The organism is Ensifer sp. ENS03 (assembly GCF_014852035.1).
Classification (GTDB): domain Bacteria; phylum Pseudomonadota; class Alphaproteobacteria; order Rhizobiales; family Rhizobiaceae; genus Ensifer; species Ensifer adhaerens.
The window spans coordinates 284607-300376 of the sequence record NZ_JACVAV010000005.1 but is presented as its reverse complement, the minus strand read 5'-3'; the positions used below and the strand labels follow the sequence as shown (position 1 = coordinate 300376).

The 15770-nt window shown below is 63.2% G+C and carries 14 protein-coding genes; 4 read left to right on the top strand and 10 right to left on the bottom strand.

What is annotated here, in order from left to right; genetic code table 11:
- Window positions 1–23 precede the first annotated feature (23 nt).
- From IB263_RS19855 to rpsU, 3 genes are all read right to left on the bottom strand, one after another.
- Window positions 24–500, bottom strand: a complete 477-nt coding sequence (locus IB263_RS19855) for a DUF992 domain-containing protein (RefSeq protein ID WP_034786890.1) — start codon at window positions 498–500, stop codon at window positions 24–26.
- A gap of 135 nt (window positions 501–635) precedes the next feature.
- Window positions 636–1523: a tetratricopeptide repeat protein gene (locus IB263_RS19850; RefSeq protein WP_034786887.1), complete on the bottom strand. Its 888-nt coding sequence runs from the start codon at window positions 1521–1523 to the stop codon at window positions 636–638.
- A gap of 263 nt (window positions 1524–1786) precedes the next feature.
- Complete coding sequence (gene rpsU, locus IB263_RS19845; protein WP_034786884.1) at window positions 1787–1999, bottom strand: 30S ribosomal protein S21; 213 nt, start codon at window positions 1997–1999, stop codon at window positions 1787–1789.
- 324 nt (window positions 2000–2323) lie between these two features.
- On the opposite strand from rpsU, the gene IB263_RS19840 reads away from it, so the two are divergent.
- Genes IB263_RS19840 through soxG form a run of 4 tightly spaced genes read left to right on the top strand, consistent with a single transcriptional unit; the run spans window position 2324 to window position 7457 of the window.
- Complete coding sequence (locus tag IB263_RS19840; RefSeq protein WP_034786880.1) at window positions 2324–3577, top strand: sarcosine oxidase subunit beta family protein; 1254 nt, start codon at window positions 2324–2326, stop codon at window positions 3575–3577.
- A 10-nt stretch (window positions 3578–3587) separates the two neighbouring features.
- Window positions 3588–3923: a sarcosine oxidase subunit delta gene (locus tag IB263_RS19835; protein ID WP_034786877.1), complete on the top strand. Its 336-nt coding sequence runs from the start codon at window positions 3588–3590 to the stop codon at window positions 3921–3923.
- A complete protein-coding gene (locus IB263_RS19830; RefSeq protein WP_060581280.1) occupies window positions 3920–6913 on the top strand; it encodes a sarcosine oxidase subunit alpha in 2994 nt (997 codons plus the stop codon). Before IB263_RS19835 ends, IB263_RS19830 begins: the two co-directional genes overlap by 4 nt.
- Window positions 6906–7457, top strand: coding sequence for a sarcosine oxidase subunit gamma family protein (gene soxG, locus IB263_RS19825; RefSeq protein ID WP_112985146.1), 552 nt, complete (start codon window positions 6906–6908; stop codon window positions 7455–7457). Before IB263_RS19830 ends, soxG begins: the two co-directional genes overlap by 8 nt.
- 67 nt (window positions 7458–7524) lie before the next feature.
- On the opposite strand, the gene nudI is transcribed toward soxG, so the two are convergent.
- The 7 genes from nudI to glgC form a co-directional block, all read right to left on the bottom strand.
- Window positions 7525–7974, bottom strand: a complete 450-nt coding sequence (nudI, locus tag IB263_RS19820; protein ID WP_210338286.1) for a nucleoside triphosphatase NudI — start codon at window positions 7972–7974, stop codon at window positions 7525–7527.
- Between the two features lie 37 nt (window positions 7975–8011).
- Window positions 8012–8551 (bottom strand): N-acetyltransferase, encoded by a 540-nt coding sequence (locus IB263_RS19815; protein WP_192438899.1) that lies wholly within the window; start codon window positions 8549–8551, stop codon window positions 8012–8014.
- 23 nt (window positions 8552–8574) lie between these two features.
- Complete coding sequence (locus IB263_RS19810) at window positions 8575–9063, bottom strand: MaoC family dehydratase (RefSeq protein WP_034786863.1); 489 nt, start codon at window positions 9061–9063, stop codon at window positions 8575–8577.
- A 74-nt stretch (window positions 9064–9137) separates the two neighbouring features.
- The gene (gene glgX, locus IB263_RS19805) at window positions 9138–11102 is read right to left on the bottom strand and encodes a glycogen debranching protein GlgX (protein ID WP_192438898.1); all 1965 of its coding nucleotides are present in this window, start codon (window positions 11100–11102) and stop codon (window positions 9138–9140) included.
- 289 nt (window positions 11103–11391) lie between these two features.
- On the bottom strand, window positions 11392–13020 hold the full coding sequence (locus tag IB263_RS19800) for an alpha-D-glucose phosphate-specific phosphoglucomutase (protein ID WP_192438897.1): 1629 nt from the start codon (window positions 13018–13020) through the stop codon (window positions 11392–11394).
- Window positions 13021–13026: 6 nt separating this feature from the next.
- Entirely contained in the window at window positions 13027–14469 is a 1443-nt protein-coding gene (gene glgA, locus IB263_RS19795; protein WP_192438896.1) for a glycogen synthase GlgA, read from the bottom strand.
- 6 nt (window positions 14470–14475) lie between these two features.
- Window positions 14476–15738, bottom strand: a complete 1263-nt coding sequence (glgC, locus tag IB263_RS19790; protein ID WP_034786853.1) for a glucose-1-phosphate adenylyltransferase — start codon at window positions 15736–15738, stop codon at window positions 14476–14478.
- Window positions 15739–15770: the final 32 nt, after the last annotated feature.

Below are 15770 nucleotides of genomic sequence, written 5' to 3'. Positions count from 1 at the left end.
GTCGAGCTTTAGTCCAGGTCGACTTAGCCAGCCGGTGCCAGTGTCAGCTCGTCAATGCCGACGGCGAGGTTCAGGCCTTCCTGCACCTGGACATTGACCGGCTGTAGCATAAACGCCTTGTTGGTGCCGCCGCCGATCACCTTGGCGCCACCGCCGACGGCGAGACTCGCATCGGCGCCGACGCCGTAATACTCACCGGCAAGCGCGAATTCGCTGATCGGTGTGCCTGTCTTGGCAAGCACGTCCCAGATCATCGTGCTCTTTCCCGTCTTGCCGATGTCGATGCCGATCTTGCGGATCGTGCCGGCATAGACGGCCTTCGGTGCGCCATTGGTGGGCGTGAAGGTGCACATCAGGTTCTTGGTTGAGGTCAGGATCATGCCAGTGCCGCCTTCCGAACCACAAACGAGGCGGCCAAGGGCGACATAGTTTTGCGCGGCGGCCGGGCCCGTGGCAAGCGCGGCGAGCGCCAGCGCAGTGACGAGGGTTCGTTTGATCATGGCTAGTCTCCGTTCTTGATGCTTCAAGCAAACGGATGGCGGGCAGGAAGGTTCCGCTGTGCAGGGGGCAATGCCTGCAAACGAAAACGCCCGCGATGCGGTCGCGGGCGTTTCGAAATGCGTGATCGGGTTGGCTCAGGATGCCTTGACGCGGGCAAGGCCTGCGCGGGCCGGCTCGTATTTCGGGTCGAGCTGCAGCGCGTGCGAATAGGATTTCGACGCTTTGGCCTTGTCGCCCTTGCGCTCGTAGATCAGCGCCTGGTTGGCCCAGGATTCGGCGACCTTGCCGTTCAGGTTGATCGCGGTGTTGAAGTCGGAGAAGGCGTTGTCGTCGTCGCCTTGTGCGACATAGGAGATGCCGCGGCCGTTATAGGGTTCCGGCGAGCTCGGCGACAGCGAGATCGCGGTCGAGAAGTCTTCGATCGCCTGACCGTGCTGGTTGCGTGCCTGGTAGATCAGGCCGCGATTGTGATAGGCGCGCGGATCGGTGGTATCGAGCTGGATGGCCTTGTTGAAATCGTTGAAGGCGGAATCGAGCTGGCCGGCCTGGCGGTAGAGATTGCCGCGGCCGATATAGGCGACGTCGTAGTTGGCGTTGAGCTGCAGGGCCGTGTTGTAGTCGGCAAGCGCTGCCTGGGTATTGCCCATGTTGCGATGAACGAGCGCCCGGTTGGCATAGGCCTGGTAGAAGCGCGGGTTCAGCTTGATCGCCTGGTCGAAATCGGCAATCGCGCGGCGGTATTCGCCGGCGCGGCCGTAAGCCGAGCCGCGGACATTGTAGCCTTCCGGATCGCTCGGGTTGGAGGCGATGACGCTCGAAAGCGAGGCGATGTTTTCCTGCGAGCCCTGTTCGCGCTCGACCTTGTTGGTGACGGAGTCCGGACCGTCGGTCGTGCAGCCGGCGATGAGGAGGGCCGAGCCGAGAAGCAGCATGGCGGCAAGCCTCGGCTTGCGCTGGTGGCGGCGAGACGCCTCATGGACATTAAAACCGGAGACGTCCGCAGTCATGGCAGCAAGTGTCAAAGGTTGATCCCTCAAATCGACAAGGTCTCGAAAGCCATCGGCTTTCCGTTTCTGGAGCCGCTGAACTCCCTGCGGGCTCCTCAAGCCGGGCCAAAGTCGGCCTTGGCAGACCACCGGTCCAAACACTCCGGTCGGTCGTCCGTCGGTGGCAGCGTCGAGCACGCTAGCCTGTCGGCGGAAAAGATGTCCATACCAAAAAAAGGCGGTGGCGATATTTCGCCCCCGCCACGACTTACATCGAATAGCGTCGAAAAAACGACAAATCAGCGAGCCAGGAGGCCTTCGCGCTGTGCACGCTTGCGTGCCAGCTTGCGGACGCGGCGAACGGCTTCAGCCTTTTCGCGAGCGCGCTTCTGGGACGGCTTCTCGTAGTAGTCACGCATCTTCATTTCGCGGAAAATGCCTTCGCGCTGCATCTTCTTCTTGAGAGCGCGGAGCGCCTGATCGACATTGTTATCGCGGACTAGTACCTGCACGTGAATCCCGTTCCTTGGTTCGTGTTGTTTGCTGCTCCGTCAGGTGCGGAGGCAAAAGAGTGACATTCGCTAAGCTGGAAGCTTTACGATTAGATGAGCGGATACCAGATCATCAGGCGAAAGTCCAGCGACGACATGAGGCGGCGCTGAAAAAAACCTGAGATACGAGTGTCGCGCGACTTATCCCCCGCCGCTTAACCGATCCATAGTCATGTCGCAACTGCGCGCAAGTCCACGCAAATGCGTCGCAAAAGAAACGTTGCGCAGGTCTCGGATTTGCGATTTCTAACTCCAACGAGAATGATCACCGGGAGTAACGGGCCGATGCGCAAATATTCAGTTTTCGCCGTGGCGCGCGAGGCGCTGCGCGGCCACAAGGGATGGGGCCCGCACTGGGCATCGCCGGAGCCGCGCAAGGAGTATGACGCCATCATCATCGGCGGCGGCGGCCATGGCTTGGGAGCAGCCTATTACCTTGCCAAGGAGCACGGCATCACAAATGTCGCGGTGCTCGAAAAGGGATGGATCGGCGGCGGCAATACCGGCCGCAACACGACGATCATCCGGTCCAACTATCTCTATGAAGAGAGCATGGACATCTACGAGCATTCGCTGAAGCTCTGGGAAAACCTCTCGCAGGATCTGAACTACAACGTCATGTATTCGCCCCGCGGCGTGATGATGCTGTCGCACAACATCCATGACCAGCAGTCGTTCAAGCGCCACATCAATGCCAACCGTCTCTACGGCATCGACAACGAGTGGCTGACGCCGGAGCAGGCCAAGGCCTATTGCCCGCCGCTCGATATCGCCAAGACTGCGCGCTACCCGATCAACGGGGCGGCCCTGCAGCGCCGTGGCGGCACGGCCCGCCACGATGCGGTTGCCTGGGGCTATGCGCGTGCGGCCTCCGACCGCGGCGTGCACATCATCCAGAACTGCGAAGTGACCGGGATCCGCCGCGACGAGACCGGCCGGGTCGTCGGGGTCGACACCAATCGCGGCTATATCGGCGCTAAGAAGGTCGGCATTTCCGCCGCCGGCCACACCTCGGTGCTGATGCAGATGGCCGATGTGCGCGTGCCGCTGCAGAGCCAGCCGCTGCAGGCGCTGGTCTCCGAACCGCTGAAGCCGATCTTCCCCTGCGTCGTCATGTCGAACTCGGTGCATGCCTATATCTCGCAGTCCGACAAGGGCGAGTTCGTCATCGGCGCCGGCACCGACCAGTACAATTCCTATTCGCAGACCGGCGGCCTGCAGATCATTACTCATACGCTCGATGCGATCTGCGAGCTCTTCCCGATGTTCCGCCGCGTCAAGATGATGCGGCAGTGGGGCGGCATCGTCGACGTCACCCAGGACCGCTCGCCGATCCAGGGCGTCACGCCGGTTCCGGGCCTCTACCTGAACGCCGGCTGGGGTACGGGCGGCTTCAAGGCGACGCCGGGCTCGGCCCATCTCTTCGCCCATCTGATCGCCAAGGGCGAGCCGCATCGTCTCGCCGCAGGGTTGACGCTGGAGCGCTTCCGCACCGGCCGGCTCATCGACGAAGCGGCTGCCGCCGCCGTTGCGCACTGAGGATTTCGAGATGCTTCTGATCTACTGCCCCTATTGCGAGGAAGAGCGTTCCGAGCTCGAGTTCCGCGGTGCCGGCGACGCCCATATCGCCCGCCCGGAAAACATCGCCGACATCACCGACGAACAGTTTGAGGAATATTTCTTCCTGCGTCAGAACCCCAAGGGTCTGATCTTCGAACGCTGGCGCCACATCCATGGCTGCGGCCGATTCTTCAACGCCGCCCGCGACACGGTCAGCGACCGTTTCTACACCACCTACAAGGCTGGCGAACCGAAGCCTGACATCGCCACCATTCTTCAAAGCGAGCAGGACAAGAACGGCCAGGATAAGGGAGCCGCGAAATGATGGGCGCCAATCGCATTCCAGGCGTCGGCCGCCTGACCCCCGCCCGCACCGCGCGCTTCACCTTCGATGGCCGCACGCTGACGGCGCTCGAGGGCGACACGGTCGCCTCGGCACTGCTTGCCAACGGCATCCATCTCGTCGGCCGCTCGTTCAAGTACCACCGCCCGCGCGGCATTCTTTCGGCCGGTGCCGAGGAGCCGAACGCGTTGCTCGACGTCTCGCGGGATGCCGCCCGCCGCCAGCCGAACGTGCGCGCCACGGTGCAGGAAGTCTTCGACGGCATGAAGGTGGAATCGCAGAACCGCTGGCCGTCGCTCGCCTTCGACGTAGGCGGTCTCAATGATCTCATGTCACCGTTCTTCGCCGCCGGTTTCTACTACAAGACCTTCATGTGGCCGAAGGCCGCCTGGCACGCGATCTACGAACCCTTCATCCGCCGTGCTGCCGGCCTCGGCGTTACGCCGACGGAAGCCGATCCGGATCACTATGCCAGCCGCTACGCGCATTGCGATGTGCTTGTCATCGGTGCGGGTGTTGCCGGTCTATCCGCAGCACTTGCCGCTGCCAAGGCCGGCGCCAAGGTGATCATCTGCGACGAGCAGCCGGAAGTCGGTGGTGCGCTTCGCTACGAGAGCGGCACGACCATCGACGGCAAGGATGGCTGGGACTGGGCGCAGGAGACCGGCAAGACGCTTGCCTCCATGGACAACGTCACGGTGCTCACTCGCACCACCGGCTTCGGCTACTACAACCACAATTTCGTCGGTCTCGTCGAGCGCGTGACCGATCATCTGGCGGCCCTCGACAAGTCGCTGCCGCGCGAGCGGCTGTGGCAGGTGCGCGCCAAGAAGGTGATCCTCGCCAACGGCCAGATCGAGCGGCACATGGTGTTCGCCAACAACGACCGCCCGGGCATCATGCTCGCTTCGGCCGGCCGCACCTATCTCAATCACTTCGGCGTCGCAGTCGGCTCCAAGGTTGGCGTCTACACGGCGCATGACTCGGCCTATGAAGCGGCCTTCGACCTGAAGCGGGCCGGTGTTTCGGTTCCTGTTATCGTCGACTGCCGCGAAAATCCGGGCGAGGCGGTGCTGGCCGAAGCGCGCAAGCTCGGCATCGAGGTGCTGACCGGGCATTCGGTGATCAAGGCCGGCGGCAAGCTCCGCGTCAACTCGATCAGTGTCGCCCGCAATGGCGGCGGCTCGGCCCGCAAGTTCGCCGTCGACGCGCTTTTGGTCTCGGCCGGCTGGACACCGTCGGTGCACCTGTTCTCGCAGTCGCGCGGCAAGGTGAAGTTCGATGCGGCGACGCAGCGCTTCCTGCCAGGCACGTACCTGCAGGATTGCCTGTCGATCGGCGCCTGCAACGGCACCGACGACCTGCAGGCAACCATCGACGAGGCGCTTGCGGCCGGCGAACTGACCGCGCGTGCGGCCGGTACAGAGGGCGGTGCGCAGGTGACGCTTTCGGGCGAAAACCGCTACGGCTGGACCGGCGGCATGATCGGCGCTGCAGAAGGCGCTGGTCCCGATACCACGGTTAAGGCCTTCATCGACTTCCAGCACGACGTCTGCGCCAAGGACATTCGTCTGGCGGTGCGCGAAGGCATGCACTCGATCGAGCACATCAAGCGCTTCACCACCAACGGCATGGCGTCCGACCAGGGCAAGCTTTCCAACATGCATGGTCTGGCGATCGCCGCCGAAGCGCTTGGCAAGGACATTCCGCAGGTGGGTCTGACGACCTTCCGCCAGCCCTACACGCCGGTGACCTTCGGAGCGATCGTCAACCACTCGCGTGGTGCCCTGTTCGACCCCGCGCGCAAGACGCCGATCCATGCCTGGGAGGAGGCGCATGGCGCCGAGTTCGAGGATGTCGGCAACTGGAAGCGCGCCTGGTTCTACCCGCGCTCTGGCGAAGACATGCATGAGGCGGTCGCGCGCGAGTGCAAGACGGTGCGCGACGTGGCTGGTGTCTTCGACGCCTCGACGCTCGGCAAGATCGAGGTTGTTGGCCCGGATGCGGCGCAGTTCCTCAATCTCATGTACACCAACGCCTGGGACAACCTGAAGCCCGGCCGCTGCCGCTACGGCATCATGCTGCGCGACGACGGCTTCGTCTATGACGACGGCGTGGTCGGTCGCCTGGCGGAGGATCGCTTCCACGTGACGACGACGACCGGCGGTGCGCCGCGCGTCATGAACCACATGGAAGACTATCTGCAGACCGAGTTCCCGCACCTGAAGGTGTGGCTGACCTCGACGACGGAACAGTGGGCCGTCATCGCCGTGCAGGGACCGAAGGCGCGCGAGATCATCGCGCCGCTCGTCGAGGGCATCGACCTCTCCAACGAGGCCTTCCCGCACATGAGCGTCGCCGAGGGCAGGATCTGCGGCGTGCCGACACGGCTCTTCCGCATGTCGTTCACCGGCGAGCTGGGCTTCGAAGTCAACGTGCCGGCGGACTATGGCCAGGCGGTATGGGAAGCGATCTGGGCGCGGGCCGAGCCGATGGGCGCCTGCGCCTATGGCACGGAAACCATGCACGTGCTGCGCGCCGAGAAGGGCTACATCATCGTCGGCCAGGACACCGACGGTACGCTGACGCCGGACGATGCCGGCCTCTCCTGGGCCGTCTCGAAGAAGAAGCCCGACTTCGTCGGTATCCGCGGCCTGAAACGCCCGGATCTCGTCAAGGATGGCCGCAAGCAGCTCGTCGGTCTTCTCACCAAGGATCCGAAGGTGGTGCTGGAGGAAGGCGCGCAGATCGTCGCCGACCCGAACCAGCCGAAGCCGATGACCATGCTCGGTCACGTGACGTCGTCCTACTGGTCGGCAAACTGCGGTCGCTCGATTGCGCTGGCCATGGTGGCCGGTGGCCGCGAGCGCCTCGGCCAGACGCTCTACGTGCCGATGACCGATCGCACCATTGCCGTCGAAGTGAGCGACATGGTGTTCTTTGACAAGGAAGGGGGCCGCCTCCATGGCTGACCAGGTTACTGCAAGCCGCAAGGCGGCACTCACCGCGCGCGGGGGCTCGGCCGAGGCGATCCTGACGCCTGCACCGGCAGCAACGCGCATTTCGCTGCGCGCCGGCGCCGACGCACTGCCGGCCCTTTCGGCCGCACTTGGCGTGACGCTGCCGACCCGGCCGAAGACCTCGGCCTCTTCCGGCCAGCGCCATGCGCTGTGGATCGGCCCGGACGAGTGGCTGGTCATCGACGAAAGCGAGGCCGACCTGTTGGCGGCCGCGGCGTCGAGCGGCACGCTGCATTCGGCGGTCGACATTTCTCATCGCAACGTCGCCGTCATTGTCAGCGGTCCGGGCGCCGACGTGGCTATCAACAGCGGCTGCCCGCAGGATCTGTCGCTGGCGATCTTCCCGGTTGGTGGCTGCTCGCGCACGATCCTCGGCAAGGCGGAGATCATCCTCTTCCGCACTGCTGAGGATCAGTTCCGGGTCGAGTGCTGGCGGTCGTTCTCGCCCTTCGTCTTCGGACTGCTTTCCGAGGGTGCTGCTGACGCCGGCCACTAAATGAAAAAGCCGGGAGGTGCGAGCAAGCACCTCCCGGCATTCGAAGACTGTTTGAAACAGCTCGCTCTCATTGCCGAGCGAGCAAGATGCCTTTTTCGAGGAGCGTGCGCTTCGTCGCTTCGTTCAGGTCGTAATCCTGAAGGTGCTCGGGTTCGACCCAGGCATGTTCGACGAACTCGTCGTTGAGGCTGACGTCGCGATTTTCGGCCTCACAGTCAAAGATCAGATAGATCATATGAAGCTGCTCGGTTGAGCCGTCGGCATAGGACTTTGTCCGGATGTCGTCCCGGAAGGTCCAGGGCTTGATCGTTCCGATCTCCAGACGGTCTCCGAGCTCTTCCCGGATTTCACGGCGCAAGCCCTCATCGAGACGTTCGCCCGGCTCGAGGCCGCCACCCGAAAGCGCCCATTGCCCGGGAAACACGCCGCGATCGGGCGGCATCTTGCAGAGCAAGTAGGCGCCCTTGTTCTGAATGAGCGGGCAGACGATGATACGCTGGCGCAATGACTTCTCCATTTACTGATCTTGCGACCACGACAGCCGCCTTGCTTTTTTACGCGAAGCGCAAGTACCAGAAGAGCGCAATCTCGTGCGCTCCCGGCGTCAATGCCGAATAGAGGTGTCGGTCGTGGCCGGCGAGCTCGAAGCCGTAGAGCTCGTAAAAGCGGCAGGCGGCGACATTGTTCGATTGGGTCTCAAGCCTGATCCCCGGCAGGCCCCGTTCCCGCGCCCATGACACTGCCCTGTCCATGAGAGCTCGCGCGACGCCGGCGCGGCGCGCGTCCTTGTCGACGGCGATATCGTCCACCTCGGCATAGCCGTTCCACGCCTTCGAGAGTGCAATGTAACCGGCGAGCTGGCCGTCGAGACGCGCTGTGAAGAGGGCGGCATCCGGCCCAGCCGCGGTCTCCACAAGCTCGTCCGGGTCGGATCCATAGGTCTTGATGTAGCTCTCGACCGGAGCGACGTCGCCGAGACCGGGGCCGGTGAAGGGCGGCAGTGCCTCGGACGTGACCTCGAAGGAAAAGTCGCAGCCGGCAAAGTCGCTGACGAAACGCCCGTCGGCCGGCTCGACGATGACTGCTGCTGTCATGGGATCTGCCTGCTCAAACCGCCTCAGGCATCGGCGGGGCGATCCTTGGGATCGAACTGGATGATCGTCTGCCAGGTTGCCGTCAGCGCCGGCTTGCGCTCGCCTTCGATCTCGACGCTGACGTCGTAGGTGATCATCAGCATGCTGGCGCCGCGGAAGCGGGCATCGGCCATGGTGAAGTGGCCGCGCACCTTGGCGCCGCTCTTCACCGGCGCGATGAAGCGCACTTTCTCGAAGCCGTAATTGATGCCCATGGTTTGTTCGCGGATTTTCGGCAGGCAATTGTAGTTCATCGCCGAGAGCAATGAGAGCGATAGGAAGCCATGCGCGATCGTGCCGCCGAAGGGCGTTTCGGCAGCGGCCCGCACCGGGTCGACGTGAATATACTGATAGTCGCTGGTTGCCTCGGCGAATTTGTCGATTGTTTCCTGCGTGACCGTGATCCAGTCGGAAACGCCGACCTCCTTGCCGACCAGCACCTTGATCTCAGAAAGTGAAATGTCGTGCAGCATGTAAACGCCTCGAAACAAGCCCCCCAAGCGATCTATAGGCTCGCCCGTTGCAACCTGCAAGTGGTGGAAAAGCTTTAGAAAACCTCGACGAAGAAGGCAACGGAGCGCGGCGCCACGTGATCGGCGGGGGATGACGCTGCGAGCGCATCCTGCCATTTTCCATTGACGCTGTCGGGCAGGCGGAGGGGATGCGGCGCATGGCTGCGATTGATGACGACGGCAAGCCGCGTTGCCCGCTTCTGGGTGCGGTCGGGGGTGGTCAACACCATTGTCAGATTGTCCGTTGCCGGATGCTCCCAGTCGCTCACGGTCATCGGGTGACCGTCGAGACGGCACCACTCGACGTCGCCGTTTCCGGTCAGGAAGGTGGTCTCGTCGAAAACGCCGAAGCGTGAGCGCATGGCTGACAGGGCCGCAGTACGGGCGACGATCTCGTCGTCCATCGCCGTCCAGTCGAGCCAGGTGATGGCGTTGTCCTGGCAGTAGGCGTTGTTGTTGCCTTGCTGGCTGCGCCCGGCTTCGTCGCCGGCGGTCAGCATGATCGTGCCGCGGGTGGCAAAGAGCGTGCCGATGAGCGCCATTACGTCATGGCGGCGAGCCGCCTTGATTTCCGGATCCGCGGTCGGCCCTTCGGCGCCATTGTTCCAGGAATGGTTCTCGTTGTGGCCGTCGCGATTTTCCTCGCCGTTCGCCTCGTTGTGCTTGCCGGCATAGGAGACGAGATCGGCCAGCGTGAAGCCGTCATGGGCGGCGATGAAGTTGACCGTGCGCGTGCCGCTCTCACCCCAGCGGACGAAACTGCCTGAGGAGCCGGCAAGCGCTGTCGCCAGCGCGCCGATCGAATGGCGGTCGCCGCGCCAGTAGATGCGGAGGTCGTCGCGGGCGCGGTCGTTCCACTCGAGGAAGGGCGCGGGGAAATTGCCGAGCTGGTAGCCACCGGGACCGATATCCCAGGGCTCGGCGATCAGCACCCGGTCGGCAAGCAGCGGATCGGCCGCAATCGCCTGGAAGAGTGGGGCATCGCGGTGGAAGCCGCCCATGTCGCGGCCGAGGATCGAAGCGAGATCGAAGCGGAAGCCGTCGACGCCGGCAGCGCTGACGAAGTGGCGCAGGCTGTCGAGGATCAGTGCCTCGACCACCGGATTGTCGCAGGCGATCGTGTTGCCGCAGCCGGTATCGTTGATCAGCTCGCCCGGGCGGTCGGTGGCGTGACGATAATAAGTCAGGTTGTCGAGGCCGCGCATCGACAGCGTTGTGCCGAAGCGATCGCTTTCACCGGAGTGGTTGAAAACGAGATCGAGGATGACGCCGATGCCGGCCTTGCGCAGCGCCTCGACGGTCTTTCGCAGCTCCTTGATGCCACCCGGCACCAGGCTCGGATCGAGTGCCATAGGGGCGATCGGATTGTAACCCCAGCCGTTCTTCAGACCGAGCGGTGGCAGATGGCGTTCGTCGATCCAGGCGACGATCGGCATCAGCTCGATGGCCGAGACACCGAGGCGCTTCAGATGTTCGATGATGGCGGGCTCGGCGAGGGCGGCCACCGTGCCGCGCTTGGCTTCGGGTACGTCGGGATGGAGGATGGTGAAAGGCTTGACGGCGATTTCGTAGACAAGGCCGCCGGCGCGAAAGAGCGGCGCCTTCACCTTGGCAGCCTTCACCTCGGTGACGATCGCTTTCGGTACGAGGTCGGCGGTGTCTTCGCCAAAGATCGTCAGGCGCGGATCATGGCCAAACGGGCGGTCGAGTTCGATGGCATAGGGATCGACGAGAAGCTTGGATGGATCGAACCAGAGACCGTGATCGGGCGAATAGACGCCATCGGCCCGGAAGCCGTAGCGCGTTCCTTTCGGCGCGTCGGCAACCTTCAAGCTGTGAATGTCGCCGTTCCGCGTCATCGGCAGCTGGCGCAGCTGTTTGGCGCCTGATTTGTCGAAAAGGCAGAGATCGATACGGGCGGCATTGTGCGACCAGACCGAAAACACGGTGCCTTCGGAGGTGATGGTGGCACCGAGGGGTGGGTTTCCTTTGGTCGGCATGAAGGCGGCCCTCTTCGTGGTGTCGTCGGTGTGTGTGACCCACCCCCCTCTGCCCGGCCGGGCATCTGCCCCACAAGGGGGAGGTCGACTTGTGGCATCCTCCCATTCCACCGATAAACCGATGCGTTGGTTTACGGGCGAGGGGATCCCTGCGACGTCAACGCCATCTTAGGGCAAGGCCGTGCCGCAGATCGATCTCCCCCTTGTGGGGGAGATGCCCGGCAGGGCAGAGGGGGGTAAGCGGCAAACGAAAAAGGGCCGCATCAAGCGGCCCCGATAGTGCGGTATCTCAGGTAATGACGCTCGGCTCGGTGCGGCCGGTGCGGGTCTTGATGCTGGCGATCTCTTCGGCAACGGCGATGAGATCGGCGAGCGCCGTCTGCGTCTCGATATCGTGACGCGAGGCGTCCGGCTCGAAGCGCTCGATATAGACGCGCAACGTTGCTCCCGATGTGCCGGTGCCCGACAGGCGGAAGACGACGCGGGAGCCGCCTTCGAACAAGATGCGGATGCCCTGGTTCTTGCTGACGGAATGGTCGACCGGATCGTTGTAGGCGAAGTCGTCCGCGGTCGCGACCTTGAGCGCGCCGAAGGACTTGCCGGGCAGCGTGGCAAGCTGGTCGCGCAGGTTGGCGATCAGGCCATTGGCCGCATCAGAATCGACCTCTTCGTAGTCGTGGCGCGAATAGTAGTTGCGGCCGTAGGTCGCCCAATGGTTCTTGACGATGTTGAGCGCGCTTTCCTTGCGCACGGCCAGAATGTTGAGCCACAGCAGGACTGCCCAGAGCCCGTCCTTCTCGCGCACGTGGTTGGAGCCGGTGCCCGCACTTTCCTCGCCGCAGATCGTCGCCATGCCCTCGTCGAGCAGGTTGCCGAAGAACTTCCAGCCGGTCGGCGTCTCGTAGATGCCGATGCCGAGCTTTTCGGCGACACGGTCGGCAGCACCACTGGTCGGCATCGAACGGGCGATACCTGCAAGACCCTTGGCATAGCCGGGTGCCAGATGCGCGTTGGCGGCGAGCATGGCCAGACTGTCGGACGGTGTGATGAAGATGCCGCGGCCGATGACGAGGTTGCGGTCGCCGTCGCCGTCGGAAGCGGCGCCGAAATCCGGTGCGTCGGGCGCCATCATCGTCTCATAGAGTGCGCGGGCATGAACCAGGTTCGGGTCCGGGTGGTGGCCGCCGAAATCGGGCAGCGGGATGAAGTTCATCACCGAGCCCTTAGGCGCGCCGAGTCGCTTTTCGATGATCTCCTTGGCATAGGGACCGGTAACGGCGCTCATCGCATCGAAGACGACGCGGAAGCCACCTTCAATCATTTTGCGGATCGCGCTGAAGTCGAACAGGCTTTCCATCAACTCGGCATAATCGGCGACGGGATCGATGACGGTGATCGTCATGCCGTCGATGTCCTGCGTGCCTTCGGCATCAAGGTTGATGTCGGCGACATCGGAGATCTTGTAGCTGTCGATCACCTTGCTGCGCGCGAAGATCGCGTCAGTGATCTTCTCCGGTGCCGGGCCGCCATTGCCGATGTTGTACTTGATGCCGAAGTCTTCGGTCGGGCCGCCAGGATTGTGGCTGGCCGACAACACGATGCCGCCAAAGGCTTTGTACTTGCGGATGACGTTGGAGGCAGCCGGCGTCGACAGGATGCCGCCGCGGCCGACGAGCACGCGGCCGAAGCCGTTGGCCGCCGCCATCTTGATGGCGATCTGGATGACTTCGCGGTTGTAGAAGCGACCGTCGCCGCCGATGACAAGCGTTTCGCCCTGAAAGCCTTCGAGCGAATCGAAGATCGACTGGATGAAGTTCTCGGCATAGTTCTTCTGCTGGAAGACCGGGACCTTCTTGCGCAGCCCTGACGTGCCAGGCTTCTGGTCGCCGTAGGGAGTTGTGGTAACCGTTCTTATCATGCTGACTTAACCTTTCCCGAGAAGTCCGGAATAAAGAGAGACGTAACGCTCGGCACTTGTGGCCCAGGAAACGTCCGATTTCATGCCCTGGGTCTGAATTTTCGACCAGACTTTGGGCTCGCTGTATGCACGCAGCACCCGCCGGATCGCAAGCCGCAACCCATCGGCATTGACAGGCGTGAACTGGAAGCCGGTCGCGACCTTGGCCGCAAGCCCGGCCTCGTTGGCGTCGATGATGGTATCGGCAAGCCCGCCGGTGCGGGCGACGACCGGCACGCAGCCGTAGCGCAGGCCATAGAGCTGGGTAAGCCCGCAGGGCTCGAAGCGCGACGGAATGAGGATGGCGTCGGAGCCCGCCTGCATCAGATGCGACAGCGGCTCGTTGTAGCCGGTGACCATGCCGATATGGCCGCGATGGCGGGAGGCAGCGGCGAGCAGCGCGCCTTCGAGCGCCGCGTCGCCGGAGCCGAGCACCACGAGCTTGCCGCCCATGGAGACGAGCTCGTCGGCGATCTCGGCGACCAGATCCATGCCCTTCTGCCAGGTGAGCCGGCTGACGACGCAGAAGATCGGGCCGTTGCCTTTTTCAAGGCCGAAGCGTTCCTCGAGCGCACGCCGGTTGGCAGCGCGCTGCCTCAGGCTCGTTGCGCTGAAATGCTGGGCGATGTGCGGGTCGGTCTGCGGATCCCAGATGTCGGCGTCGATGCCGTTGACGATGCCAGAGAGGTCGGCGACGCGGCTCTTCAACAGGCCTTCGAGGCCCATGCCGAATTCGGGCGTCAGGATTTCCTGCGCATAGGAGGGGCTGACGGTGGTAATGGCGTCGGCGGTCTGCAGGCCGCCCTTCAGGAAGCCGACGTCGCCGTAATATTCGACGAACTGCATCGAGAAGGCTTCGGCGGGAAGGGCAAGCTCGGGGAAGATTAAGGCGCCGAACTGGCCCTGGAAGGCGATGTTGTGGATCGTCATCACCGTCGGCGTTGCGGCCGCCGGGCCGAAATGCATGTAGACCGGCGTCAGCGCCGTCTGCCAGTCATGGGCGTGAACGATATCGGGTTTCCAGCCCGAGACGACATCGCCGCCGGCAATTTCGGCCGCCGCAAGCGAGAGTGCGGCAAAGCGGCGGAAATTGTCGACGTAGTCGCGGCCGGTGGCATCGACATAGGGGCCGCCGTCTCGGGCGTAGAGTTCAGGCTGGTCGAGGACCAGCAGATCGAGCCCGTCGATTTCGGCGGCGAGAACTGTCGCCGGATTGCCGAACAGGTTTTCGAAACTGCCGACCTTCTTTTTCTTCTTCAGCTTCTGCAGCACGGCCGGATAGCCGGGCACCAGCGTGCGGGTCTTGACGCCGTGCGGCAAAAGCGCTGCCGGAAGCGCGCCGACGACATCGGCAAGCCCCCCGGTCTTGATCAGCGGATAGACTTCGGACGCAACGGAGAGGACGTTCATGGATGCCTACATTCCCAGTTTGTCGATCATCGTTTGCGTGATCAGGCAGACGCCGTTTTCCGAACGCCGGAAACGCTTGGCATCGAGCACCGGATCGTCCCCGACGACGAGGCCCTCGGGGATCACGACACGGCTGTCGATGACCACGTTGCGCAGCGTCGCGTGGCGACCGATCTTCACATCGGGAAGAACTACGGCATTCTCCAGACGGGAATATGAATTTACGCGGACACCTGTGAACAACAGGCTGCGGTTGAGCGCGGCGCCTGAGATAATGCAGTCGCCGGAGATCAGCGACGAGGTTGCCGAGCCGCGGCGGTTTTCATCGTCATGCACGAATTTCGCCGGCGGCTTGATCTCGGCAAAGGTCCAGATCGGCCAGGTGCTGTCGTAGATGTCGAGCTCCGGCGTCACGTGGGTCAGGTCGATATTGGCCTGCCAATAGGCATCGATCGTGCCGACGTCGCGCCAGTAGGCCTCGCGCTCGAAGTCCGACCGCACGCAGGACTCTGCGAAACGGTGGGCGACGGCTTTGCCGTTATCGACGATGTAGGGGATGATGTCCTTGCCGAAGTCGCGGCTCGATTTCGGATCGGCGGCGTCGCGGCGCAGAAGATCCATCAGGAACTTCGTGTGGAAGACATAGATGCCCATGGAGGCAAGCGCCATCTCCGGATTGCCGGGAATGCCCGGCGGATCGGCCGGCTTCTCGACGAAGGCGATGATGCGGTCCTTTTCGTCGACATGCATCACGCCGAAGCCGGTTGCTTCCATGCGCGGCACCTCGAGGCAGCCGATGGTGACGTCGGCGCCGGAATCGACGTGCTGCTGCAGCATCAATTCGTAGTCCATCTTGTAAATATGGTCGCCAGCAAGGATCACCATGTATTCGACGCCATGGTCCTCGATGATGTCGATGTTCTGGTAAACGGCGTCGGCCGTGCCTTCGTACCATTGCGTTTCGGAAACGCGCTGGCTGGCCGGGAGAATATCGAAGCTTTCGTTTCGCTCCGGGCGGAAGAAGTTCCAGCCACGCTGCAGGTGGCGGATCAGCGAATGCGCCTTGTACTGGGTGGCGACGCCGATGCGGCGGATACCGGAGTTGAGCGCGTTCGACAGCGCGAAGTCGATGATACGGGCCTTGCCGCCGAAATAGACCGCCGGCTTCGCCCGTCGGTCGGTCAGTTCCTTCAGGCGACTGCCGCGACCGCCGGCGAGAACATAGGCCATGGCATCACGTGCCAGAGGTTGCGTACGCTTTTCCACCATTTGTCCTCCCCATTCATTGACCTTAAGGGGTC